Annotated in this window: 21 protein-coding genes; 11 read left to right on the forward strand and 10 right to left on the reverse strand. The window is 72.7% G+C overall.

The window, feature by feature from the left end:
• Positions 1–9: 9 nt before the first annotated feature.
• The 8 genes from QQZ14_RS05880 to QQZ14_RS05915 all read right to left on the reverse strand — a co-directional run bounded on the left by QQZ14_RS05880 (position 10) and on the right by QQZ14_RS05915 (position 9,735).
• Positions 10–624, reverse strand: a complete 615-nt coding sequence (locus QQZ14_RS05880; RefSeq protein ID WP_284533293.1) for a TasA family protein — start codon at positions 622–624, stop codon at positions 10–12.
• Between the two features lie 152 nt (positions 625–776).
• Positions 777–1,559, reverse strand: coding sequence for an isocitrate lyase/PEP mutase family protein (locus QQZ14_RS05885; RefSeq protein WP_284533294.1), 783 nt, complete (start codon positions 1,557–1,559; stop codon positions 777–779).
• Positions 1,560–1,575: 16 nt separating this feature from the next.
• Positions 1,576–4,563: a bifunctional [glutamine synthetase] adenylyltransferase/[glutamine synthetase]-adenylyl-L-tyrosine phosphorylase gene (locus QQZ14_RS05890; protein WP_284533295.1), complete on the reverse strand. Its 2,988-nt coding sequence runs from the start codon at positions 4,561–4,563 to the stop codon at positions 1,576–1,578.
• The gene (locus QQZ14_RS05895) at positions 4,560–5,300 is read right to left on the reverse strand and encodes a type 1 glutamine amidotransferase (RefSeq protein ID WP_284533296.1); all 741 of its coding nucleotides are present in this window, start codon (positions 5,298–5,300) and stop codon (positions 4,560–4,562) included. The genes QQZ14_RS05890 and QQZ14_RS05895 overlap by 4 nt, the downstream gene beginning before the upstream one ends.
• Positions 5,300–6,637, reverse strand: coding sequence for a type I glutamate--ammonia ligase (gene glnA, locus QQZ14_RS05900; protein ID WP_284533297.1), 1,338 nt, complete (start codon positions 6,635–6,637; stop codon positions 5,300–5,302). Before glnA ends, QQZ14_RS05895 begins: the two co-directional genes overlap by 1 nt.
• 54 nt (positions 6,638–6,691) lie before the next feature.
• On the reverse strand, positions 6,692–6,844 hold the full coding sequence (locus tag QQZ14_RS05905) for a hypothetical protein (protein ID WP_284533298.1): 153 nt from the start codon (positions 6,842–6,844) through the stop codon (positions 6,692–6,694).
• Positions 6,841–7,494 (reverse strand): hypothetical protein, encoded by a 654-nt coding sequence (locus tag QQZ14_RS05910; RefSeq protein ID WP_284533299.1) that lies wholly within the window; start codon positions 7,492–7,494, stop codon positions 6,841–6,843. The genes QQZ14_RS05905 and QQZ14_RS05910 overlap by 4 nt, the downstream gene beginning before the upstream one ends.
• Before the next feature lie 81 nt (positions 7,495–7,575).
• A complete protein-coding gene (locus tag QQZ14_RS05915; protein ID WP_284533300.1) occupies positions 7,576–9,735 on the reverse strand; it encodes an NAD(+) synthase in 2,160 nt (719 codons plus the stop codon).
• Positions 9,736–9,788: 53 nt separating this feature from the next.
• Between QQZ14_RS05915 and QQZ14_RS05920 the strand changes: the two genes are divergently transcribed.
• Positions 9,789–10,112 carry a hypothetical protein gene (locus tag QQZ14_RS05920; protein WP_284533301.1) on the forward strand — a complete coding sequence of 108 codons (324 nt, stop codon included), beginning with the start codon at positions 9,789–9,791 and terminating at the stop codon, positions 10,110–10,112.
• A 94-nt stretch (positions 10,113–10,206) separates the two neighbouring features.
• Here the strand turns inward: QQZ14_RS05920 and QQZ14_RS05925 are convergent, their stop codons facing one another.
• The gene (locus tag QQZ14_RS05925; protein ID WP_284533302.1) at positions 10,207–10,992 is read right to left on the reverse strand and encodes a hypothetical protein; all 786 of its coding nucleotides are present in this window, start codon (positions 10,990–10,992) and stop codon (positions 10,207–10,209) included.
• Between the two features lie 17 nt (positions 10,993–11,009).
• Here QQZ14_RS05925 and QQZ14_RS05930 point away from each other — a divergent pair, with 17 nt between their 5' ends.
• Positions 11,010–11,510 (forward strand): hypothetical protein, encoded by a 501-nt coding sequence (locus QQZ14_RS05930; RefSeq protein WP_284533303.1) that lies wholly within the window; start codon positions 11,010–11,012, stop codon positions 11,508–11,510.
• A gap of 10 nt (positions 11,511–11,520) precedes the next feature.
• Here QQZ14_RS05930 and QQZ14_RS05935 read toward each other — a convergent pair whose 3' ends face one another.
• The gene (locus QQZ14_RS05935) at positions 11,521–12,285 is read right to left on the reverse strand and encodes a class I SAM-dependent methyltransferase (RefSeq protein ID WP_284533304.1); all 765 of its coding nucleotides are present in this window, start codon (positions 12,283–12,285) and stop codon (positions 11,521–11,523) included.
• 277 nt (positions 12,286–12,562) lie between these two features.
• Here QQZ14_RS05935 and QQZ14_RS05940 point away from each other — a divergent pair, with 277 nt between their 5' ends.
• The 9 genes from QQZ14_RS05940 (at position 12,563) to QQZ14_RS05980 (ending at position 21,073) form a co-directional block, all read left to right on the forward strand.
• Positions 12,563–13,036, forward strand: a complete 474-nt coding sequence (locus QQZ14_RS05940) for a VOC family protein (RefSeq protein ID WP_284533305.1) — start codon at positions 12,563–12,565, stop codon at positions 13,034–13,036.
• Between the two features lie 98 nt (positions 13,037–13,134).
• Positions 13,135–13,989 (forward strand): 3-methyl-2-oxobutanoate hydroxymethyltransferase, encoded by an 855-nt coding sequence (gene panB, locus QQZ14_RS05945; protein WP_284533306.1) that lies wholly within the window; start codon positions 13,135–13,137, stop codon positions 13,987–13,989.
• Positions 13,990–14,203: 214 nt separating this feature from the next.
• Positions 14,204–15,139: an ABC transporter ATP-binding protein gene (locus QQZ14_RS05950; RefSeq protein ID WP_284533307.1), complete on the forward strand. Its 936-nt coding sequence runs from the start codon at positions 14,204–14,206 to the stop codon at positions 15,137–15,139.
• A complete protein-coding gene (locus QQZ14_RS05955) occupies positions 15,136–15,927 on the forward strand; it encodes an ABC transporter permease (RefSeq protein WP_284533308.1) in 792 nt (263 codons plus the stop codon). Before QQZ14_RS05950 ends, QQZ14_RS05955 begins: the two co-directional genes overlap by 4 nt.
• Positions 15,928–15,951: 24 nt before the next feature.
• Positions 15,952–17,055, forward strand: a complete 1,104-nt coding sequence (locus QQZ14_RS05960; RefSeq protein WP_284533309.1) for a sensor histidine kinase — start codon at positions 15,952–15,954, stop codon at positions 17,053–17,055.
• On the forward strand, positions 17,052–17,657 hold the full coding sequence (locus QQZ14_RS05965) for a response regulator transcription factor (protein WP_284533310.1): 606 nt from the start codon (positions 17,052–17,054) through the stop codon (positions 17,655–17,657). The genes QQZ14_RS05960 and QQZ14_RS05965 overlap by 4 nt, the downstream gene beginning before the upstream one ends.
• A gap of 30 nt (positions 17,658–17,687) precedes the next feature.
• The gene (locus QQZ14_RS05970; protein ID WP_284533311.1) at positions 17,688–18,863 is read left to right on the forward strand and encodes a PQQ-dependent sugar dehydrogenase; all 1,176 of its coding nucleotides are present in this window, start codon (positions 17,688–17,690) and stop codon (positions 18,861–18,863) included.
• 41 nt (positions 18,864–18,904) lie between these two features.
• On the forward strand, positions 18,905–20,158 hold the full coding sequence (locus tag QQZ14_RS05975) for a hemolysin family protein (protein ID WP_284533312.1): 1,254 nt from the start codon (positions 18,905–18,907) through the stop codon (positions 20,156–20,158).
• 66 nt (positions 20,159–20,224) lie between these two features.
• Positions 20,225–21,073, forward strand: a complete 849-nt coding sequence (locus QQZ14_RS05980) for an endonuclease/exonuclease/phosphatase family protein (RefSeq protein WP_284533313.1) — start codon at positions 20,225–20,227, stop codon at positions 21,071–21,073.
• Positions 21,074–21,076 lie beyond the last annotated feature (3 nt).

Genomic DNA, 21,076 nt, shown 5'->3' on the forward strand with positions numbered 1-21,076 from the left:
GTGTCTGGGTCAGCGGGACTCGGCGGCGCGCTGGGTGGCCAGGAACGCGAACGACACGGTGTTCGACAGGCCCTGGAAGTCGTTGTCGGCCGACGTCGGCAGGGTCACCGTCGCCCGGAGGTTCGAGGTCGCCGCGTCACTGTTGAGAGCGGTCGTCGCGACCGGGAGATCGAGGTCGGCGCCGATCACCGCACGCTGGGCGAGCACCGTCGCGGTGGTGCCCGTGCACTTCAGGTCGTGGGCCGTGGCGCCCTGGGTCCACGGGACAGAGCACTGGTCGAGCTTGAGCTGGAGGCCGTTGGCGACGTCGGAGGTCAGCAGGTTCGCGGCGGACCCGGTCGTGGTGAGCGTGACCGAGCCGAAGCGCTCGGAGTCGCCGGAGCGGGTGAGCACGATCGAGCGCTGCACGGTGTCGCCGGGCACCAGGTTGGTGGCGTCGATGGAGAGTCCGTGGGAACCCTCGGCGGCCGACAGGACCACCTTGCCGCTGCTGACGTCCTCGCTGGCTGTGGTGGAGGACGTGAACGAACCGTAGGTGCCGAGCCCCGCGACCGATGCAGCGGCGCCGACCAGGACGACGGAGGCCAGGATCTTGCCGGTGGTCTTGCGGGTACCGATACGCATTGCTGCATCCTTTGCTGAGGACCAGCTCCGCGGGTCTCGCTGCTGGTCGATTGCTTCGATGACCAGCACTCTGCTCCGCCAGGTTCAAGCCACTACCAGGCAAGGCGCGAGGTTTGCTCAAGGAACCAGCAAGGATCCTGAGCGGCGCGCGTTCAGTTGAGCATGCGCATCGTCGACGGGACTCCCCCGCCGCGGTGCACCTCCTCGACGAGCTCCTGGAGCGCGGTGAGCGCGACGTTCTGGGACATCGGCCCGTAGGACACGCGGGCCACGCCGAGCTCCTCGAGCCGGGCCAGTGAGGGGACGCCGGGGATGCCGATCATCGTCAGCCGCTGGGGGCCGTAGGCCTCGACGAGCGTGCGGACCTGCTCCTCGTCGAGCTTGGCGGGGACGAACACCACCGGGGCGCCCGCGTCGAGGAAGGCACGGCCGCGCTCGACGGCGTCGGCGAGCACCTCGCCCTGGTCGCGGTCGCGGCCCCTCACGAAGGCGTCCGTGCGGGCGTTGAGCACGAAGTCCACGCCCTCCTGCTCGGCCACGCGCATGATCTTCTCGACGTTGGCGGCGGCCTCCGCCACGGGACGCATCTGGTCCTCGATGTTGGCGCCGACGATGCCCAGACCGATCGCGCGGCGCACGGTCTCGGCGGGGTCGCCGTACCCGCCCTCGAGGTCGGCGGTGACCGGCAGCTCGGTCGACGCCGCAATCCGGCCCGCGGCCTCGAGCATCAGGTCGACCGGGATCTGCTCGCCGTCGGGGTAGCCGTACGACGCCGCGATCGAGTGGCTGGCCGTGGCGAGCGCGAGGGTGCCGGGGACGTCGGCGACCACCGTGGCCGAGATCACGTCCCAGACGTTCACCACCGTGAGCAGCTCGGGGTCCTGGTGGAGGCGGAGGAGGGTGCTGGCCTTGGCCGTGGTCTGGTCGTCACTCATGGAGCGAGCCTAGGGGTCACTCCCAGAAGACCCGGTCGACGACCGCCCTCGCGAGCCGGGTGTAGCGCAGCTGGTCGTTGACCATCGCGTCGGAGGACCCGGCCGGGTAGCCGAGCACCGCGGCGACCGCCGCGCGCTCCCGGATGTCGCGGGGCAGCTCCTCGGCGGGCTTGCCGCGCACGAGCGTCACCGCGTTGCGGACCCGGCTGACCCGCCGCCAGGTCTGCTGGAGGACCGCGGCGTCCTCCTCGGACACCAGGCCGGCCTCGCGGGCGGCGGCGAGCGCCTCGAGGGTGCGCGAGGTGCGCAGGGCGGGCACCGCACCGGCGTACCTCATCTGCAGCAGCTGCACGGTCCACTCGATGTCGGCGAGGCCACCGCGGCCGAGCTTGAGGTGGGTGTGCGGGTCGGCGCCGCGTGGCAGCCGCTCCTCGTCGACGCGGGCCTTGATGCGGCGTACCTCGACCACGTCGTCGTCGCTGAGCCCGTCGGCCGGGTAGCGCAGCGGGTCGATGAGCTCCTCGAAGCGACGGCGCAGGTCCGGGTCGCCGACGACGGCGTCGGCGCGCAGCAGCGCCTGCGCCTCCCAGACCTTCGACCAGCGGGCGTAGTAGGCGGCGTAGGAGTCGAGCGTGCGCACCAGCGCACCCTGCTTGCCCTCGGGGCGCAGGTCGGCGTCGACCTCCAGGGCCGGGTCAGGCCCGGGCAGCGCGAGCAGCCGGCGCAGCTCGTTGGCGACCGCCTGGGCGTACGACGACGCCGCCTGCGGGTCGGCACCGGGCTCCGGCTCGTGCACGAACAGCACGTCGGCGTCGCTGCCGTAGGAGAGCTCGAAGCCGCCGTACCGGCCCATCGCCACCATCGCCATCCGGGTCGGTGCGACGTCGAGCCCGCGCTGCCGACGCACCGCGCGGCCCGCGACGTCGAGCGTCGCCTCGAGGGTGGCGTCGGTGAGCCGGGACAGCCCGGCGCCCACGACGGCGACGTCGGTGAGGCCCAGCAGGTCCCCGGCGGCGATCCGCAGCAGCTCGCGGCGGCGGACGCCCCGGATCGCGAGCACCGCGGACTCGGGCTGCTCGTGCCGCCCGGCGAGGGACAGCATCTCCTCGGTGAGCACCTCCGAGGAGAGCGGGGTGAGGTCGCCGCCGAGCATCCGGACGCCCTGCGGCTCGCGCTCGAGCAGGCCGGTGGCGTAGCGGGAGGTCGCGAGGATCCGGGCCAGCCGCTCGGCGACCTCGCCCTCGTCGCGCAGCGTGGAGAGGTACCACGGCGTGGCGCCCAGCGACTCGCTGATCCGGCGGAAGCCGAACAGGCCGGCGTCGGGGTCGGGGGCGTCGGCGAACCAGCCGAGCATCACCGGCAGCAGCGTGCGCTGGATCTGCGCCGCCCGGGTGACCCCCGAGGTGAGCGCCTCGAGGTGGCGCAGCGCCGCCTGCGGGTCGACGAAGCCGAGCGCCGCCAGCCGCTTGACGGCGGCCTCGGGCGAGAGGCGCGCCTCGTCGCCGGGGATCTTGGCGACCGCCGTGAGCAGCGGGCGGTAGAACAGCTTCTCGTGCAGGCGGCGCACCTCGAGCCGGTGGTGCTGCCAGGTCTTGTCGAGGATGCCGACCGGGTCCTTGAGGAACCCCATGCTCCGGCCGAGCCGGCGCAGCGACGCCTCGTCGTCCGGCACGACGTGGGTACGCCGCAGCCGGTGCAGCTGGATGCGGTGCTCGAGGGTGCGCAGGAACGCGTAGGCCTCGTGCAGCGAGACACCGTCGTCGCGGCCGACGTACCCACCACGGGTGAGCTCGTCGAGCGCGCTCAGCGTGGCGGGCGCGCGCACGTTCTCGTCGGCGCGCCCGTGCACCAGCTGCATGAGCTGCACGGCGAACTCGACGTCGCGCAGCCCACCGGAGCCGAGCTTGAGCTGCCGCTCGGCCTCGCGGGCGGGGATGTGGTCGACCACCCGGCGGCGCATCGCCTGGGTGTCCTCGACGAAGCCGTCGCGCTCGGCGGCGCTCCACACCATCGGCCGGGTCAGCTCGACGAACTCGCGGCCGAGCGCGAGGTCGCCCGCGACCGGGCGGGCCTTGAGCAGCGCCTGGTACTCCCACGTGCTGGCCCAGCGCTCGTAGTAGCCGCGGTGGCTGGCGAGCGTGCGGACCAGCGGGCCGGCCTTGCCCTCGGGCCGCAGCGCCGCGTCGACGGGCCAGATGGTGCCCTCGCCGGTGTGGTCGGAGCAGACCCGGATGAGGTGGCTGGCGAGCTGGGTCGCCGCGCGGAGCGCGGTGTTCTCGACGGCGGTGTCGGGCACGCCGTCGGCCGGCGCCCACGCGAAGATCACGTCGACGTCGGAGACGTAGTTGAGCTCGTGGCCGCCGCACTTGCCCATGGCGATGACCGCGAGCCGGGCCAGGGCGGCGTCGGCGCCGACCCGCGCGCGGGCCACGGCGAGTGCGGCGTCGAGGGTGCCGGCCGCGAGGTCGGACAGCTCGGCGGCGACGTCGTCGACGCCGAGGTGGTGGGAGAGGTCGCGGGCGGCCAGGCGCAGCAGCACCCGGCGGTACTCCACCCGCAGCGCGTCGACGGCGACCTCGTCGGGCAGGGTCGCGATCGGCTCGGGGTCGGCGGCGTCGGCGCCCACGACGCCGAGCAGCCCCTCGCGGACCGCCCACGCGGCCGGCCGCGTCGAGCCGAGCACCGGGTCGGCCAGCTCGCGCCAGTGCTCGGGGTGGCGCACGAGGTGGTCGGCCAGCGCCTCGCTCGCCCCCAGCACGCTGAGCAGCCGCATCGCGGTGCCCTCGTCGTCGACGAGCGACTCGAGCATCTCCTCGGGGTCGTCGACCGCCTCGACGAGGCGGTGCAGGCCGGCGGCCGCCTCGTCGGGGTCGGCGGTCCGGGCGAGCAGCGCCAGCAGCGGGCCGGCGGCGTCGCCCACGCGCGTCAGCGCGGCCAGGGCGGCGTCCGGGTCGCGGAAGCCCAGGCGCAGCAGGTTGCCGGTGCTGGTCGCCGACCGGCTCATCGTGCGGACGGCTCCGGATGCCGCGACCCGGCGGCCAACGCGGCGAAGCCCACGGCCAGGGGCCGCCACGCGTCGTCCAGCTCGGCCCGGGCCGCGTCGATGTCGCGCAGCACCGCGTCGGTGTCGATGCCGCGGGTCTCGTGCGAGCCGCGGTCGGACTCCGCCCACGGCCGCAGCACCGGCACGTCGACCTCGGGGTGCAGCTGGAGGCCCCACATCGCCGGCCCGTAGCGCACCGCCTGGACCTCGCCGTCCGCCGTCGCGGCCAGGAGCACGGCGCCCGGCGGCAGCTCGGTGACGACGTCGTCGTTCCACTGCACGCCGCGACGTGGGGTGGCCAGCGGCCCCAGCAGGCGGTCGCCCGCGGCCGCGTCGGTCCAGCCGACCTCCAGCAGGCCGACCTGCTGCCCGCGGCTGTTGCGCTCGACGGTGCCGCCGAGCGCGGCGGCGATCAGCTGGTGGCCCAGGCAGATGCCCAGCGTCGGCAGCCCGCGGTCCCTCGCCTCGCGGACCAGCTGCTTCACCGGGCCCAGCCAGGCGTGCCGGTCGTCGTCGTTGGCGCCCATCGGGCCGCCCAGCACCAGGAGGGCGTCGTACGGCGCGAGACCGGGCAGCCCGTCGCCGGCGTACGGTCGGCGCACGTCGAGGGCGCACCCCTGCTCGGCCAGCCAGGACCCCACCAGGGCCGGCGGGCACTCGGCGTCGTGCTCGACCACCAGGACCGTCGGCCGGGGCATCAGATCACCGGCAGCATGCGGTCGCGCTCGAACGCCGAGACCTGGCCGCGGTACTCCTCCCACTCCGCACGCTTGTTGCGCAGGAAGAAGTCGAAGACGTGCTCCCCCAGTGTGTCGGCGAGCAGCTCCGAGTGCTCGGCGACCGCGATGGCCTCGGCGAGGCTCTTGGGCAGCGGCTCGATGCCGAGGCTCTTGCGCTCCCGCTCGGTGAGCGCCCAGACGTCGTCCTCGGCCTCGCGCGGCAGCTCGTAGCCCTCGGCGATGCCCTTCATGCCCGCGGCCAGCACGACCGCGAACGCGAGGTAGGGGTTGCAGGCCGCGTCGATCGTGCGCAGCTCGATGCGGGTGGACTGGCCCTTGTTGGGCTTGTACATCGGGACCCGGATCATCGCCGAGCGGTTGTTGTGGCCCCAGCAGATGTACGACGGCGCCTCGCCGCCGAACATCAGCCGCTTGTAGCTGTTGACCCACTGGTTGGTGACCACGCTGATCTCGTTCGCGTGGCGCAGCACGCCGGCGATGAACTGCCGGCCCGTGGTCGAGAGCTGGTACTCCGCTCCCGCCTCGAAGAACGCGTTGCGGTCCCCCTCGAACAGCGAGACGTGGGTGTGCATCCCCGAGCCGGGGTGAGTGGTGAACGGCTTGGGCATGAACGAGGCCCACACGCCCTGGCCCAGCGCGACCTCGCGGATGACCGTGCGGAAGGTCATCACGTTGTCGGCGGTGGTCAGCGCGTCGGCGTAGCGAAGGTCGATCTCCTGCTGTCCGGGGCCGCCCTCGTGGTGGCTGAACTCCACCGAGATGCCCATCGCCTCGAGCATGCTGATCGCCTCGCGGCGGAAGTCGGCGCCCATCGACGTCGCGGTGTGGTCGAAGTAGCCGCTGCGGTCCACCGGCACGGGCTCGACGCCCGGCGCCGGGGTGTCCTGGAACAGGTAGAACTCGATCTCCGGGTGGGTGTAGAACGTGAGCCCCTGCTCGGCCGCCCTGCTCAGCGTGCGCTTGAGCACGTGGCGGGGGTCGGCGTACGACGGGGAGCCGTCCGGCATCACGATGTCGCAGAACATCCGCGCCGTGGCCGGGCCCTCACCGCGCCAGGGCAGGATCTGGAAGGTCGACGGGTCGGGCATCGCGAGCATGTCCGCCTCGTAGACCCGCGCGAAGCCCTCGATCGCGGAGCCGTCGAAGCCGATACCCTCCGAGAACGCCCCGTCCAGCTCGGCCGGCGCGACGGCGACCGACTTCAGGAAGCCCAGGACGTCGGTGAACCACAGCCGGACGAACCGGACGTCCCGCTCCTCGAGAGCGCGGAGGACGAACTCTTCCTGCTTACCCATAGGCGCACCCTATCCAGGCTGTGCCCAGGGGCGACGCCGGTGCGCGACGAGCGGTCAGCGCCGGGGCTGCTCCCCGCAGACGTTGACGTCCTGGGAGCCCGGCACGCCGTCCCAGACGTCGCGCACCGGCTTCATCCAGTCCTGGGTGACGTCGGCGTAGGCGATCGAGCCGCGCACCCGGTGCCGGACGCCCCGCCCCCGGCTCACCGGGGGCTCTCGCAGTAGAAGGCGTCCTGGTTGGCGATGGTGCCCTTGAAGGTGCGCATCATCGGCTTCCAGCTCGGCAGGGTGTGCGTGCTGTACGCGAGCGGGATCGTGGTGGGCTGGCCGTCGGGGGTCCGGGCCCGGACCCGGTCCACCCGGAACGTCAGCGTCGCGGCGTCGGCGCGGGTGCCCGCCCAGCAGCCCTCGGCGCGCCGGCCGTGCCGCGCGTCGTGACGGTCGACCGCGCTGCCGACCTCGTGCCCGGCGTACCGGGTGACCAGGTTGGGCACCGCACCGATGTTGCCCGCCCAGGGCGCGTCCAGCACGAACGACAGACCGTGCGTCAGCCGCGTCCGCATCCGGAACGTGACCTGGTGGTCGAGCCCGATCCTCCGGGTCTTCGACGTCCAGACGGTGTCGCCGGCGCCCGAGATCGCGTGCTGCAGGTACACCGAGCAGCTGTCGCACTTCTGGAACGTCAGGGTGAGGCTGGTGCGGTGGGGTGCCTGCCGGTGCGCGTGCTGCGCCGGCGCGGTCGTCGTCGCGCCCGCCGCAACCGCCTGGGTGGAGCTGCCGATCGTGGCCGAGCCGGCCAGGGCCGCCGTCAGTGCGGCGAGAGTGGCGATGGTGCGTCGCCCCGAGGTCGTGCGCATGTCTCTCCTCGTGGTGGTCGTGGATTGCTTCCACGCAGGAGACGCGCCGACCAGGGGTGATTGTTGCGGCCGGCCCCGGACTCAGTCGGTGGGGACGTTCGCCTCGAGCTCGGCGAGCCAGGCGGCCGGGCTGGCGTCCGAGGGCATCCGCCAGTCACCGCGGGGCGACATCGTGCCGCCGTGGCTGACCTTGGGACCGTTGGGCAGCGCGGAGCGCTTGAACTGGCTGGCGAAGAACCGGTTCACGAACACCACCAGCCAGCGCCGGATCGTCGGGAGGTCGAACTCGATGCGCCGGTCGTCGGGGAAGTTGGGCGGCCACTCCCCCGCGTCGGCGTCGTGCCAGGCGTGCCAGGCGAGGAACGCGATCTTGCTCGGCACGAACCCGTTGCGGAGCACCTGGTAGAGCGTGAAGTCCTGCAGCGAGTAGGGGCCGACGGACTGCTCGGTCGACTGGGGCAGCTGGTCCTCGCGGGTCGGGATCAGCTCGGGGGTGATCTCCTGGCCGACGATCTCGATGAGCACATCGTTGGTGTGCTGGTCGAACTGGCCGTCGGCGACCACCCAGCGGATGAGGTGCTGGATCAGCGTCTTCGGGACGCCGGCGTTCACGTTGTAGTGGGACATCTGGTCGCCCACGCCGTACGTGCACCAGCCGAGGGCGAGCTCGGACAGGTCGCCGGTGCCGAGCACGATCCCGCCGCGGTGGTTGGCGAGCCGGAACAGGTAGTCGGTGCGCAGGCCGGCCTGGACGTTCTCGAACGTGATGTCGTAGACCTCCTCCCCCCTCGCGTAGGGGTGGTCGAGGTCGGTCAGCATCTGCCGGGCGGCGCCGGTGATGTCGATCTCCTCCATCGTGATGCCGAGCGACTCTGCCAGACGCCAGGCGTAGCCCTTGGTGCGCTCGCCGGTCGCGTAGCCCGGCAGCGTGAACCCGTGGATCTCGGTGCGCGGCCTGCCGAGCCGGTCCATCGCCTTGGCCGCGACGATCAGCGCGTGCGTGGAGTCGAGCCCCCCGCTGATGCCGATCACGACCTTGGGCTGGCCGATGGCGGCGAGCCGCTGCTCGAGGCCGGACACCTGGATGTTGTAGGCCTCGTAGCAGTCCAGGGCCAGCCGCTCGGGGTCGTCGGGCACGAACGGGAACCGGTCCACCTTGCGGCGCAGCCCGATGTCGGCGGTCGGCGGGGCGAGCTCGAACCCCACGGTCCGGAACCCGCCCTCGCTGGTTGAGGTGCGAGCGAAGCGAGCCTCCCCGGTGGTTGAGGTGCGAGCGAAGCGAGCCTCCCCGGTGGTTGAGGTGCGAGCGAAGCGAGCCTCCCCGGTGGTTGAGGTGCGAGCGAAGCGAGCCTCGAAACCACGCCTGTTGTCGTCGAACGTCCCCATCCGGATCCGCTCCATCCGGAGCCGGTCCAGGTCGACGTCGACGACCGACGCCCGCGACCCGTCGGGGAACCGCTCGGTCTCGGCGAGCAGCTCGCCGTTCTCGAAGACCATCGTCTGCCCGTCCCAGGACAGGTCGGTGGTCGACTCGCCCTGGCCGGCGGCCGCGTACAGGTACGCCGCCAGGCAGCGGCTCGAGGCACTGCGAGCCAGCAGCTGCCGGTCGCCGGCCCGCCCGATCGTGATCGGGCTGCCGGAGATGTTCGCGAGCACGGTGGCGCCCGCGAGCGCGGCCTCGGCACTCGGTGGGATCGGCACCCACATGTCCTCGCAGACCTCGACGTGCAGCACCAGGCCGCGCACGTCCTCGGCCTCGAACAGCAGGTCCGGGCCGATCGGCACCTCCTGGCCCGCGAGCACCGTCGTGCCGCGCACGTCGTCGCCGGGCGCGAACCAGCGGCGCTCGTAGAACTCGCGGTACGTCGGCAGGTACGACTTCGGCGCGACGCCGAGGATCCGGCCGCGGTGGATCACGACCGCGGCGTTGAGCACCCGGTTGCCGTGCACGAGGGGCGCGCCGACGACGAGCACCGGCAGGACGTCGGTGGACTCCTCGACCAGCGTCGCGATCGCGCCCTCGACCGCCCGCAGCAGCGTGTCCTGCAGGAACAGGTCGTCGACGGCGTACCCCGACAGGCACAGCTCGGGGAAGATCGCGACGGCGACGCCGTCCTCGGAGCAGGCGCGGGCCTGCTCGAGCACCGCCCGGAGGTTGGTCTCGGGGTCGGCCACCCGGACCGGGACTGTGCAGGCGGCGACGCGGGCGAAGCCGTGGGCGTAAGCGGAGTAGAAGTCCACGCCTCGGAGTTTCCCACGGCCGCGATCGGCACACGTACCGCTAGGGTCGAGGCGTGAGCGATCGTCCGGAGATCGTGTGTCTCTGCGGTTCGGCGAGATTCCTGGCCGAGATGCGCGCGGCGAATCGAGAGCTGACCCTGGCCGGCGTGATCGTCGTTGCCCCCAGCGAGGCGGACGCGTCGCCCACCCCTGACCAGAAGGCCGTCCTCGACGCCCTTCACCTGCACAAGATCGACCTGGCCGACCGGGTTCTTGTCGTGAACCCTGGTGGGTACGTCGGTGAGTCGACGCGGCGAGAGATCGCGTACGCCCAGGCGGCCGGCAAGCCGGTCACGTTCACCGATCCGCAAGCAGGCGAGGCTTGCGGAAGCTCTTGAAGTTCGAACGCCCGTTCGTATACCATGCGGTATGGCATCCACCGCGATCGACGAGCTCGACGCGGCCGGCGTCCTCGCCGCCGCGGACGACGCGTTACTGCGACGTCGAGCCGCCGAGGTCGAGGACCTTCGACTGATCGCCCACTGGGCCGATCTGCACGCCAACGACCCGCGGCGGGGGCCGATCCAACGGCGGAGCTGGAACGGTGAGGACCGGGTCGTCGAGATCGGTGGCGACGGGACGCCACTGGTGCAGGAGCTGTGCCTGCCCGAGCTCGCGATCGCTCGCCGCGTGCAAACGCTTGCCGTGCGCGCCGCGATGGCCGACGTACTCGACCTGCGCCACCGGCTGCCCCGCACCTGGGAGGTGGTCGAGTCGCTGGAGTGCGAGGCCTGGGTGGCGCGCAAGGTCGCCACGATGTCCCGGGCCCTCGACCTGGCCGTGATCGGGATCGTCGACGCGGCGGTCGCCGCCGCGATCGCCGGAGAGTCGCCCTCCCGGGTCCTCGAGCTGGCCCGCGCCAAGGTCATCGAGGCTGACCCGGCCGCCTACGCCAGCCGCCTCGAGGAGCAGCTGCGCCACCGCTTCGTCTCGCTCTCGCGCATCGACGATCACGGCATGCAACACGTCATCGCCCACGTCGAGTCCGGTCCCGCGCTCTGGGTCAGCGACCTCGTCGACCGGATCGCCGACGCGCTCCACGCCCGCCGCGACCTTGTTCCCCACCTGCCGGCGGACGTCGGCCGCGACGAGCTGCGCGCCGAGGCCTTCGGCTGGCTCGCCCACCCCGAGCGCGTCCTCGAGCTGCTCGAGCCCGCCCGCGAGGACCTGCCGCCGCGACGAAGCCGCGCTCGGGCCGTGGTCCACGTCCACCTCCACGAGGGCGCCCTCCACCGGTGGGGTGTCGCGCGCGTCGCCCGCTCCTCCTCGACCAGGTCCGCCGGCTGCTCGGCCACGCCCACGTCGAGCTCAAGCCCGTCATCGACCTCCACGACCGCACCCGGGTCAACGCCTACGAGCACCCCGAGGCGGTCAAGGAACGCGTCCACCTCCGCACGGTCGGCGAGGTCTTCCCCCACGCCACCCGCGTCAGCCGCGCCGTCGACATCGATCATCCGGCCGAGTACGACGAGCACGGTCCACCCGGCCAGACCGGCGACCACAACGCCGCACCTCTGAGTCGCACCAACCATCGGGCGAAGACCCACCTCGGCTATCAAGTCCGCCAGCTCGGACCCGCGAGCTACCTCTGGACCACGCCCCACGGTCTCCACCGGCACGTCGACGACCGAGGCACCCACGTCATCGACGCCGCGGAGGCTCGCGATCTCGCCCGCACCGCGGCGATCCAACGCGCCCTCGACCAGTTCGCCGTCGGGCTCGAGCAAGCCGGCTGAGCGCGCTTCGTCAGGCCGGGGGCCGGGCCAACACCGACCACGCGGTCGCCTCGACGGTGAACGGTCCGGTGGGCAACCGCTCGCGGCAGTGCTTCCGCAGCTCGGCACGCGCCGCCTCGTCCAGCTGCCGCACGTGGTCACCGGCCGGCCCGACACCGAGCGTGTAGGGCTCCCACCACTCCTCGAAGGAGGAGTAAGGGACGGTGACCGTGATCGTCCCTTCGACCACGTCCTGCAGTCCCGCCTCCCGGGCCAGCGTGCCTAGGTCACCCTCGCCGGTGCCGGGCAGCGTCGCCTCGTCGGCGGCGTCGGGGTCGAGGTCCTTGGCCGCCTGCCAGAACGTCGAGAGCGGGCCGGTCGCCGTCGCGTGGTTCCAGACGGTCGCGGCGACCACGCCCTCGGCGCGCGCGACGCGGCCCATCTCCTGCAGGCCTTGCACCGGGTCTGACATGAAGTGCACGACGAGGTTGGCGAGCACCACGTCGTACGCCACGTCCGCGAACGGCAGCGCCTCGGCCCTGCCGTAGCGGATGTCGACGCCCGGGCACCGCTCGCGCGCGGCGGCCACGAACGACGGCGACGGGTCGATCGCGTCGACGTTGTCCGGGCCCAGACGCTCGACGAGGCGGGAGGTCAGGACGCCGGGGCCGCAGCCGACGTCGACCGCGCGCTGCCCGGCGCGTACGCCGGCGATCTCGACGAGGCGGTCGGCGAGCGGCTCGGAGTAGCGACCCATGAAGCGGGCGTAGGAGTCCGCGGCGACGTCGAAGGCCATGGGCGACTGTAGGCCCGATCACCCCACCGGGCCAGGGGCCACCGACTCGAGCTCGACCGGACCGGCCACCCGGCTCGGCGGCCGGCGGGTCGACGACCCTCGGCAGTCCACGCAGGGTCCTGGGGCGCTGCGGCCGAGCAGCCGGTGAGCACCAGCGCGACCGCCGCGCCCACCAGGCCGGGGACCATCGGCCTCCTCCCTCCCTGAACGCTCGCACGCCCGCGGCAGGTTGGCGCGAGTTGCGATGAGTTGCCGCGCTCGTGCCGGTCTGATCCGTATGCCCGAGATCAGCACCTGCCTGTGGTTCGACGAAGACCTCATGGAGGCGGTCGAGTTCTACACGACCGTCTTCCCCCGCTCCGAGGTCCGCGCGATCTCCCACTACGACGACGGGCGGGTGCTCGCGGCGGAGTGGACGCTCGACGGCCAGCCGTTCCGCGGGATCAACGGCGGCCCGGACCATGCCGGGTTCACCGAGACGATCTCGCTGAGCGTCAGCTGCGCCGACCAGTCCGAGGTCGACTACTACTGGGACACGCTGGTCGACGGCGGGCAGCCGGACCAGTGCGCGTGGCTGAAGGACCGGTTCGGCCTGTCCTGGCAGATCGTGCCGACCCGTCTCTACGAGCTGATCTCCGACCCGGATCCGGTCCGGGCCCAGGCGGCGATGGCGGCCATGATGACGATGCAGAAGATCGTGATCGCCGACCTGGAGGCGGCGGCGGAGGCCGCTGCGGACGCGGCGAGGTGACCATCGACACAGGAGTGAACCGACGAGTACGGGGCTAGCCTGACCAGCGGTCCGTGGACTCCATCAGGGAGCTGCGAGATGACGTCAGGGAGTACGAGATGAGCACCGAGGAGACGCCCCCGTACGGTTCCGGGGTCTCGACAAGCTCGACCGCGCCGGTGAGGCGGATCCGCACCCACCATCTGCGGGAGATGAAGCAGCGCGGCGAGAGGTTCGCGATGCTCACCGCCTACGAGCAGTACGCCGCCGAGACCTTCGACGAGGCCGGGATCGAGGTGCTGCTGGTCGGTGACAGCGCCTCCAACAACGTCTACGGCAACGAGACCTCGCTGCCGGTGACCGTCGAGGAGCTGATCCCGCTGGTCCGCGCCGTCACCCGGTCGGCGCACCGCGCGCTCGTCGTCGCCGACCTGCCGTTCGGCTCCTACCAGGCGTCGGCCGAGCAGGCCTACCTGACCGCGGTGCGGTTCATGAAGGAGGCCAACGCCCACGCCGTCAAGCTCGAGGGCGGGGTCGAGATGGTCCCCCAGGTCCGCAAGCTCACCGAGGGCGGCATCCCGGTGATGGCCCACATCGGCTTCACCCCGCAGTCCGAGCACAACCTCGGCGGCTACCGCGTCCAGGGCCGTGGTGAGGCGGCGGCGAAGGTCCTCGCGGAGGCCCGCGCGATGGAGGAGGCCGGCGCCTTCGCGGTCGTGATGGAGATGGTGCCCGGCGACGTGGCGGCCGAGGTGACCAAGGCCGTCTCGATCCCCACGATCGGCATCGGCGCCGGCGTCGAGTGCGACGGCCAGGTGCTGGTGTGGCAGGACGCGTTCGGCCTGCGCACCGGCCGGATGGCGAAGTTCGTCAAGCAGTACGCCGACCTGCACGGCGTACTCCTCCAGGCCGCCCGCGACTACGCCGCCGACGTCAAGGCCGGCACGTTCCCCGGCCCCGAGCACACCTTCTGAGCCGTCGGTGGTTTCGAGGCTCGCTTCGCTCGCACCTCAACCAACGACGCGGTCGAGGTTCGCTCGCACCTCAACCAACGACGCGGTGGTTGAGGTTCGAGGGCCGCCAGGCCCGAGCCTCGAAACCACCCCAGCCCCGGCCATGACAACTGTCATGGCGCAGTCGTGACGCACGCGCGAGGTCCGGGCGCGGGCTGAGCACCAGGCTGGGGGCATGACCTCCACCGACACCCTCACCACGGGTTCCCACCCGGCCGGCACCGTGGGCGTCCCCGCGGTCCGCCTGTCGGGGGTGACCAAGGACTTCGGCCCCGTGCACGCCGTGCGCGGGATCGACCTCGAGCTCCAGCAGGGCGAGATCGTCGCGTTCCTCGGCCCCAACGGCGCCGGCAAGACCACCACCATCGACATGGTCCTGGGCCTGTCCCGCCCCACGACGGGTACGGCGCAGGTCCTCGGGCTCGAGCCCCGCGAGGCGATCGCCCGCGGCCTGGTGTCCGCCGTCATGCAGACCGGCGGGCTGCTCAAGGACCTGACGGTCCGCGAGACCGTGGAGTACACCGCGAGCCTGTTCGCCGACACCCGGCCGGCCGCCGAGGTGCTCGACGACGCCGGCATCACCGCGATCGCGGACCGCCGGGTCGCGAAGTGCTCCGGCGGCGAGCAGCAGCGGCTGCGCTTCGCGATGGCACTGCTCTCCGACCCGGCGCTGCTGCTGCTCGACGAGCCGACCACCGGCATGGACGTCGAGGGGCGCCGGGCGTTCTGGTCCGCGATCCGGCGCGACGCCGAGCAGGGCCGCACGGTGCTGTTCGCGACGCACTACCTCGAGGAGGCCGACCAGTACGCCGACCGCATCGTGCTGATCAGCCAGGGCCGCATCGTCGCCGACGGCACCGGCGCCCAGATCAAGGCGCTCACCTCCGGCCGCACCGTCCGCGCGACGCTGCCCGACCCCGACGTCGACGCCCTCACCGCGCTCGGCGGCGTCACGGGCGTCGAGGTCCGCGGTGACGCCGTACTCGTGCGCACCCGCGACAGCGACGCCGTCGCCCGCCACCTGCTCGCCCACACCCCCGCCCGCGACCTCGAGATCACCTCGCACGGTCTCGAGGACGCGTTCCTCAGCCTGACCGGAGACGCCCGATGACCACGATGACCACGACGATCGACCCCGCCGTCCGCCGCGTCCCGCCGCTCGGCGGCTTCAACCGGCGCGTGCTGCGCATCGAGCTGCTCCGGATGCTGCGCAACCGCCGCACCGTGCTCTTCACGATGATCTTCCCCGCGGGCCTGTACTACGCGATCACCGGCAGCGACACGACCTGGGACACCCCCGTCGGGTCGGGCAACGAGGCGGCGTACATCCTGATCTCGATGGCGCTGTACGGCGCGGCGCTGATCGCCGCCGCCGGCGGGGCCATGGTCGCGACCGAGCGCGCGCTCGGCTGGTCGCGCCAGCTGCGGCTCACCCCGCTGAACCCCGTCGCCTACGTCACGATGAAGGCGCTGGTCGCGCTGGCCATGGGCGCGCTCGCGATCGCGGTCGTCAACACCTGCGGCATCGTCCAGGGTCGCGCCGACATGCCCGGCGGGGTCTGGCTCGCCGCCGCGGCGGTCACGCTGTGCTGCACGCTGACGTTCGCCGCGCTGGGCGTGTTCATCGGCTACATCGTCCCGGGCGAGAACGCCATGCAGCTGCTCGGCCCGGGCCTGGCGCTGCTGTCGTTCCTCGGCGGCGTCTTCTGGCCGCTGACCGAGGGCAGCACGCTGTGGCACGTCGCCGTCTTCACCCCGATGTACGGCGTCGCCGAGGTCGCCCGCTCCCCGCTGACGGACGAGCTCCCGTGGTACGCCCTGGTCAACGCCGTCGGCTGGCTCGCGGTCTTCGTCGTCGGGGCGGCGTGGCGGATGAGCCGGGACACCGCCCGGGTCTGAGCCCCGGTGGCTAGCCTTCCCCGCATGAGCGAGACCCCGCCCAACCGCGTCGGCCGGGCGGGGCCCCTCTTCGCCGGCATCTGGCTGTTCTTCCTGGTCGACCCGCTGCTGGAGGGCTGGACGCACCGCGACGAGGCGCGCGGCGTGGTCGGCATCGTCGCGACCGTCGCGTTCGCCACCGCCTACATGACGCTGTGGATCCGGATGCGCCAGGACCGCGCACGACTGGTCGCGGACCCGCCGCTGTCCTTCACCGCGCCCTACCTGGGCGCGCTGGTGGTGCTCGGCGGCGTGATGGTGGCCTGCCTGGGCGAGAAGGGCATGGCGAGCGTCGTGTACGTCGCGGTCGCGGCGGTGATGGTGTTCCCACTGCGGCTCGCGATGCCGGTGGTCGCGGCGCTGGTCGCGGGCTCGCTCGGGCTCAGCGCCGTCGAGGACTGGGGCAGCCAGGTCGGTCTGGCCTTCGGCATCATGGCCGCCTCGGTGGCGATCTTCGGGATGCGCACGGTGATGCGCCGCAACATCGAGCTGCTCCGGGCCGAGCAGGAGAACGCGAGCCTCGCGGTCGAGAACGAGCGCACCCGCTTCGCCCGCGACCTGCACGACATCCTGGGCCACTCGCTCACGGTGATCACCGTCAAGGCCGAGCTCGCGCAGCGGCTGCTCGACCAGGACACGCCCGCGGGGACCGAGCGGGCCCGCGCCGAGCTCGCGGACCTCGAGCGGCTCAGCCGCGACGCGCTCGCCGACGTACGCCGTGCGGTCGAGGGCTACCGCGACCTGACCCTGCCCGGCGAGCTGGCCCGCGCCCGCACCGCGCTGGCCGCCGCCGAGATCGACGCGCGGCTGCCCAACTCCGCCGACGAGGTGCCGACCGAGCTGCGCGAGCTGTTCGCGTGGACGGTGCGCGAGGGCGTCACGAACGTGATCCGGCACTCCCGAGCCCGCACCTGCGAGGTGCGCCTGACCCCGACCGCCGCCGAGGTGCGCGACGACGGGCAGGGCTGTCCGGGACCGGCGACGGGCGGCTCGGGCTTGGCCGGGCTGCGCGAGCGGGCCACGGCCGCCGGCGCCACCGTGGTGACGCGGCAGCTCTCCCCCGGTTTCAGCCTGCAGGTGGTCCGATGATCCGGCTGCTGCTCGCCGACGACCAGGCGCTGGTCCGGGGCGCGCTCTCCGCGCTGCTCGGCCTCGAGCCCGACCTCGAGGTGGTCGCCGAGGTCGGATCCGGTGACGAGGTGGTCGCCGCCGTGCTCGCCCACCACCCCGACGTGGCGCTCCTCGACGTCGAGATGCCCGGCCTGGACGGCATCGCCGCAGCCGCGGCGCTCCGGCAGGCGGCCCCGGACACCCGGGTGCTGATCGTGACGACGTTCGGGCGGCCCGGCTACCTGCGCCGTGCCCTGCAGGCCGGCGCCTCCGGGTTCGTCGTCAAGGACACGCCCGCCGCGCAGCTCGCCGACGCCGTACGCCGGGTGCACGCCGGCCTCCGCGTCGTCGACCCGGCCCTGGCGACCGACAGCCTGGTCGCGGGCGATTCGCCGCTGACCGCCCGCGAGACCGAGGTGCTCCAGGCAGCCCGGGACGGCTCGCCCGTGGCGGCGATCGCCGCGCGGCTGTTCCTGTCGGAGGGCACGGTCCGCAACCACCTCTCCGCCGCGATCGGCAAGACCGGGGCCACCAACCGCGCCGAGGCGGTGATCACCGCCGAGGGCAACGGCTGGCTGTGACACTCTTGTCGGGCCATCTACGGTGTCCCCATGCGCTCGGTCATTCTCGGAGTCCTGGCCACCCTGGCCCTCAGCCTGCTCACGCCTGCCGCCCACGCGCAGAGTCTCGACACCCAGGGCCCCGACACCCAGCAGGGGGTGATCGCCCGCCAGGACGTCCCCGACCTGAGGGTCGCCCGGCTCGTGACCGGCCTCGACCACCCGTGGGACGTCCGCCCGATCGGCGACGGGCGGCTGATCTTCACCCAGCGCGACCGGGCGACCGTGTCGATCTGGGCCGACGGCCGCGCCCGCAAGGTGCGGGACTTCCCGAGCGGCTCGGTGTGGGTCTCGGGTGAGACCGGCCTGATGGGGCTGGAGGTGGACCCGTCGTTCGCGACCAACCACCGCTTCTACACCTGCCAGGGCGGCACCACCAGCCGCGGCCACGACGTACGCGTGATGCGCTGGACGTTGAGCGACAGCCTCCGCAGGGTCACGGGCAGCACGAAGCTGCTCGGCGGGCTGCCCGCCACCAGCGGCCGCCACGGCGGCTGCCGGCTGCTCGCCGTCGGGCCCCGGCTGTACGTCGGCACCGGTGACGCCGCGACCGGCACCAACCCCGAGAACAAGAAGTCGCTGGGCGGCAAGACGCTGTGCCTGCTCGCCGAGACCGGCAAGCCCTGCGAGGACAACCCGTTCATCGGCTCCAACAACCGCAGGAGCCGCTACGTGCACACCTACGGCCACCGCAACGTCCAGGGGCTCGACCAGCGCAGCGACGGGACCCTGTGGTCGGTCGAGCAGGGCACCTACCGCGACGACGAGGTCAACCGGCTGCGCCGGGGCGGCGACTACGGCTACAACCCGGTGCCGGGCTACAACGAGTCCGTGCCGATGACCGACCAGTCGCTGCCGGGCCGTCAACGCGCCGCGGTCTGGCGCTCGGGCAACCCGACCCTGGCCACCTCGGGCGGCGGGTTCGTCTACGGCGAGCGGTGGGGGGCCTACAACGGCAGCTTCGCCGTCGCCGCGCTCAAGGCCGAGCGGGTGCTGTTCCTCCAGCTGTCCTCGACCGGCAAGCTGGAGAAGGTGCGCGTGCCCGCCGCGCTGCGGACGTTCGGCCGGATCCGCACCGTGGTCGACGGGCCCGGCTCGGTCGCCTACGTCACCACGGACAACGGGAACGGCCGGGACGCGATCCTCGTTGTCCGACCTAGACGCTGAGCACACGCTGAGCACGACCAGAGAGCGGTGACGACCACCCGGTGGACGCCCAGACCCTGATCAACCTCGCCCTGGTCGTGCTGTTCATCCTGGTGGGCGGGGTGTTCGCCGGGACCGAGATCGCCCTGGTCTCGCTGCGCGAGGGGCAGATCAACACCCTCGCCTCCCGCGGCGCGCGCGGCGAGCGGGTCGCCTCGGTCGCGCGGGACCCCAACCGCTTCCTCGCCGCGGTGCAGATCGGCGTCACCCTGGCCGGCTTCTTCTCCGCGGCGTACGGCGCGTCCACGCTCGCGCCCGACTTCGCGCCGGTGCTGGAGCACGCCGGCCTCGGCGAGGACGCGGCCGACACGGTCGCGCTGGTGCTGCTGACCCTCTTCATCGCCTACCTCTCGCTGGTGTTCAGCGAGCTGGTCCCCAAGCGGCTGGCGCTGCAGCGGGCCGCCGGCGTGGCCTACCTCGTCGGGGCCCCGCTCGACCGGTTCGCGACCGCGATGCGACCCGTGGTGTGGCTGCTCTCCGTGTCCACGAACGCGGTCGTCCGGCTGTTCGGGGGCGACCCAGGCGCGGCCGCCGAGGAGCTCAGCGAGGAGGAGCTGCGGTTCCTGGTCGACCGGCACGAGGGCCTCGAGGAGGACGAGCGCCGGATCCTCACAGACGTCTTCGACGCCGGCGACCGGTCGCTGAGCGAGGTGATGCGTCCCCGCGGCGACGTCACGTTCATGAGCGCCGGGCTCCGGGTCGCGGACGCGATCGTCACGGCCCGCACCAGCCCCTACTCACGGTTCCCGGTGATCGGGTCCGGTCTCGACGACGTACGCGGGTTCCTGCACGTGCGCGACCTGCTCGGCGCCGACCCGGCGGCGCCGGTGCGCACGCTCACCCGCGAGATCCTGCACCTGCCGGCCACCAACCGGGTGCTGCCCTCGCTGACCCGGATGCGGGCCGAGGGCAGCCACATCGCGGTCGTCGTCGACGAGTACGGCGGGACCGACGGCATCGTCACCCTCGAGGACCTCGTCGAGGAGCTGGTCGGCGAGATCCACGACGAGTACGACCGGGCCGCACCCGAGGTGGCCGGCGAGATCGACGCCGGGCTCACCATCGAGGAGTTCACCGAGCGCACCGGGGTGGAGCTCGAGGACGGCCCGTACGAGACCGCCGCCGGCTACGTCGTCCACCGTCTTGGCCGGCTCGCCGTGCGTGGCGACGTGGTCGTGGTGGGCGACCGGGAGCTGGTCGTCGCCTCGGTCGACCGGCACCGGATCACCCGGCTGCGGGTGCGCCCGCTCGACTGAGCCACTCGGCCGAAAATCACCCCTTCGGGTCATCAGGAGCCGGGCGCACGGGTCGAACTTCCCGACATGCTCCGCGCCACCCTGCTCGCCGTCACGCTCGCCCTCGGGACGCTCCTCGGTCCCTCCTCGCCGGCCTCGGCCGGCACCGACGAGCCCGGCGGGCCCGACGGGCCCGACGAGTTCGTGATCGCGTCGTTCAACGTCCTGGGCGCCAGCCACACCGACGGCCGCCACCGCCACCACGGCTTCGACCGGTCCGAGGTGCGCCTGCCCCGGGCGATCAAGGCGCTGCGACGGGCCTCCGCCGACGTGGTCGGGCTGCAGGAGTTCCAGCGCTCGCAGCGCGACCGGTTCGTCGCGCGGGTCGGCAAGGAGTGGGGGGTGTACTCGACGTACACCCGGAACACCGACAACTCCGTCGCCTGGCGGACCGACCGGTTCGCGTTCGTCGAGGGCTGGTCGGCCCGCGTGCCCTACTTCCACGGCCGGATGCGCAAGATGCCGATCGTGGCGCTGCGGTCGCGGCCGACCGGCCGGGTGATCTACGTGATGAACGTCCACAACCCGGCCGACAGCCACGGCGACGCGTCGGCCTGGCGCCGCCGGGCCACCTTCATCGAGCGCCGGGTCACCAGCCGGCTCACCGAGGAGCTGCAGGCCCCCGTGTTCCTGACCGGTGACATGAACGACCGGGCCGAGTTCTTCTGCCCGTTCACGGAGATCGGTGTCATGCAGTCGTTCCTCGGCGGCTCCAACCCCGTGGGTGGACCGTGCCTCCCGCCGCCCGCGGGGATCGACTGGATCTTCGGCAACCGGTACGTCGAGTTCTCCGCGCCGCTCGTCGACCGCTCCTGGCTGGTCACCGCCGCCAGCGACCACCCGCTCGTCAGCGCGCACGTCCGGCTGGTGCCGTAGACG

It is taken from the genome of Nocardioides sp. T2.26MG-1, assembly GCF_950101795.1.
Taxonomy (GTDB): Bacteria; Actinomycetota; Actinomycetes; order Propionibacteriales; family Nocardioidaceae; genus Nocardioides.

What these genes read in the sequence shown, in the direction of transcription:
- QQZ14_RS05970 (WP_284533311.1), top strand. Translation starts at nt 17,688, where the DNA reads ATGCGCTCGGTCATTCTCGGAGTCCTGGCCACCCTGGCCCTCAGCCTG.
- QQZ14_RS05955 (WP_284533308.1), top strand. Translation starts at nt 15,136, where the DNA reads ATGACCACGATGACCACGACGATCGACCCCGCCGTCCGCCGCGTCCCG.
- QQZ14_RS05950 (WP_284533307.1), top strand. Translation starts at nt 14,204, where the DNA reads ATGACCTCCACCGACACCCTCACCACGGGTTCCCACCCGGCCGGCACC.
- QQZ14_RS05910 (WP_284533299.1), bottom strand. Translation starts at nt 7,494, where the DNA reads ATGCGCACGACCTCGGGGCGACGCACCATCGCCACTCTCGCCGCACTG.
- glnA (WP_284533297.1), bottom strand. Translation starts at nt 6,637, where the DNA reads ATGGGTAAGCAGGAAGAGTTCGTCCTCCGCGCTCTCGAGGAGCGGGAC.
- QQZ14_RS05980 (WP_284533313.1), top strand. Translation starts at nt 20,225, where the DNA reads ATGCTCCGCGCCACCCTGCTCGCCGTCACGCTCGCCCTCGGGACGCTC.
- QQZ14_RS05890 (WP_284533295.1), bottom strand. Translation starts at nt 4,563, where the DNA reads ATGAGCCGGTCGGCGACCAGCACCGGCAACCTGCTGCGCCTGGGCTTC.
- QQZ14_RS05880 (WP_284533293.1), bottom strand. Translation starts at nt 624, where the DNA reads ATGCGTATCGGTACCCGCAAGACCACCGGCAAGATCCTGGCCTCCGTC.
- QQZ14_RS05895 (WP_284533296.1), bottom strand. Translation starts at nt 5,300, where the DNA reads ATGCCCCGGCCGACGGTCCTGGTGGTCGAGCACGACGCCGAGTGCCCG.
- QQZ14_RS05935 (WP_284533304.1), bottom strand. Translation starts at nt 12,285, where the DNA reads ATGGCCTTCGACGTCGCCGCGGACTCCTACGCCCGCTTCATGGGTCGC.
- panB (WP_284533306.1), top strand. Translation starts at nt 13,135, where the DNA reads ATGAGCACCGAGGAGACGCCCCCGTACGGTTCCGGGGTCTCGACAAGC.
- QQZ14_RS05960 (WP_284533309.1), top strand. Translation starts at nt 15,952, where the DNA reads ATGAGCGAGACCCCGCCCAACCGCGTCGGCCGGGCGGGGCCCCTCTTC.
- QQZ14_RS05965 (WP_284533310.1), top strand. Translation starts at nt 17,052, where the DNA reads ATGATCCGGCTGCTGCTCGCCGACGACCAGGCGCTGGTCCGGGGCGCG.
- QQZ14_RS05940 (WP_284533305.1), top strand. Translation starts at nt 12,563, where the DNA reads ATGCCCGAGATCAGCACCTGCCTGTGGTTCGACGAAGACCTCATGGAG.
- QQZ14_RS05885 (WP_284533294.1), bottom strand. Translation starts at nt 1,559, where the DNA reads ATGAGTGACGACCAGACCACGGCCAAGGCCAGCACCCTCCTCCGCCTC.